Source organism: Rhizobacter sp. P2_H2 (genome assembly GCF_056403375.1).
The window spans coordinates 1-1,793 of record NZ_JBFUFP010001074.1; the positions used below are offsets into that span (position 1 = coordinate 1).

Annotated in this window: 1 protein-coding gene; it reads left to right on the forward strand. The window is 67.6% G+C overall.

The window, feature by feature from the left end:
- Window positions 1-78 precede the first annotated feature (78 nt).
- On the forward strand, window positions 79-1,793 hold a 1,715-nt coding region (locus AC1D15_RS30150), incomplete at its 3' end, for a vanadium-dependent haloperoxidase (protein WP_477828918.1).

Here is a 1,793-nt window from a genome sequence, read left to right on the forward strand (position 1 = left end):
CGCGACGCGAGCATTGCCGGCCGCGCTACCGACGACGTTCGTGTGACGCAGTTGCTCGTGTCCCTGGACCCCGGGCCGATGCCAAGCTTCACCGACCTCGCCGCCCTGCTTGAGCCGGATGGCCGCTTCACCTTGTCGCGCGCCGTGCTGGACACGCTGGCCGGCGGCAGCTTGGCCGATGGTGCCCACACCGTGCGCCTGATCGCCAAAGACGCGGCGGGCAATGCCAGCGCGCCACTGAACATTGTCTTCACCCTGGACAGCCAAGCGCCCAGCGGCGCCAACTTCGCCGTTTCGACGGTCGATGCGTTCAACGGCAACACCGCGCAGACCGCCTCGGCCATCGTCGTCTTGCAAGGCACGGCCGAAACGGGTGCGACCATCCGCCTGGCAGCGCAAGGCCTCATCAGCAGCGCCAGTGCCAACGGCAACTTCATGCTGCCCGGCGTGGCGTTGGCGCTGGGCGAAAATTTCATTACCTTGGATGTGAGCGACGCCGCCGGCAACAGCCAAAGCGTCACGCGTACCCTGACGCGCGTGCAACCCACGCAAGGCGACGCGGTGCTGGACTGGATCACGACCGCGCTCAAGGCCGTGCAGCTTGACGTGACGCACCCGCAAGTCGCCACGCGCACGCTCGCCATGCTCAGCATTGCCGTGCATGACAGCCTGGCCGCCATCCAGGGCACGCCGGCCTATCTGGTGCAGCGCAGCGCCAGCGACCCAACCGACGCTCAAGCCGCGGCCGCACAGGCCGCCTACCGCGTGCTGTTCAGCCAGTACCCGGGCCAGCGCGCCAAGTTCGATGCGGCGCTGGCCGCGAGCCTGGCCGCACGGCCCGATGGCGCGGCCAAGAGTGCCGGTGTGGCGCTGGGCGAGAGCATCGCACAAGCGATACTGGCGCTGCGCGCTGATGATGGCTATCTTGAATTTGCGGCTGAAGACGATGGAACGGCGCCGGGCCAGTGGCGCGCCACCGGCCCGTTTTTTCTGGTGGCCGAAGAGCCGCAATGGCCGCGCGTGACGCCGTTCGCGCTGGAAAGCGCGGCGCAGTTTCGCGCCGCGCCACCGCCCGCGCTCGACTCGGCCGCCTATGCCGAGGCCATCAATCAAGTGCAAAGCCTGGGCCGCGACAACAGCATCACCCGCAGCGCGGACCAAACCCAGCAAGCCCAGTTCTGGGCCGATGGCGGCGGCAGCTTCACACCGCCCGGTCACTGGGACCAGATTGCTGTGCAAGTGGCAGCCGCCAAAGGCCAGTCGCTGAGCGCCAACGCGCGCTTGATGGCGCAGCTCAACGTGGCCCTGGCCGATGCCGCTATCGCCGCCTGGGACACCAAGTACCACTACAACTTCTGGCGACCCATCACGGCAATCCAGAATGCCGACCAAGGCGGCAACCCGGCGACCGTGCAAGATGCCAACTGGACGCCGCTCTTGATCACGCCGGCGCACCCGAGCTATGTGTCGGGCCACTCGACCTTCAGCGCCGCGGCGGCCGGCGTGCTGGCCGCCAGCTTTGGAGACAACACCGCGTTTGCCACCACCGCCTCGACCTTGCCGGGCGTGACGCGCAGCTTCACGAGCTTCAGCGAGGCCGCCGACGAGGCGGGCTTGAGCCGCATCTATGGCGGCATCCACACGATTCTTGACAATGACGCCGGCAAGCTGATCGGCACGCAAGTGGCCCAGGCGGTGCTGGCGAGATTTGCCTTGACGCGCGACACGCAGCCACCGCAAATCGTGCTCGACGCGACACCGGACGCCACCAACACCAACCTCGTCATCACCTG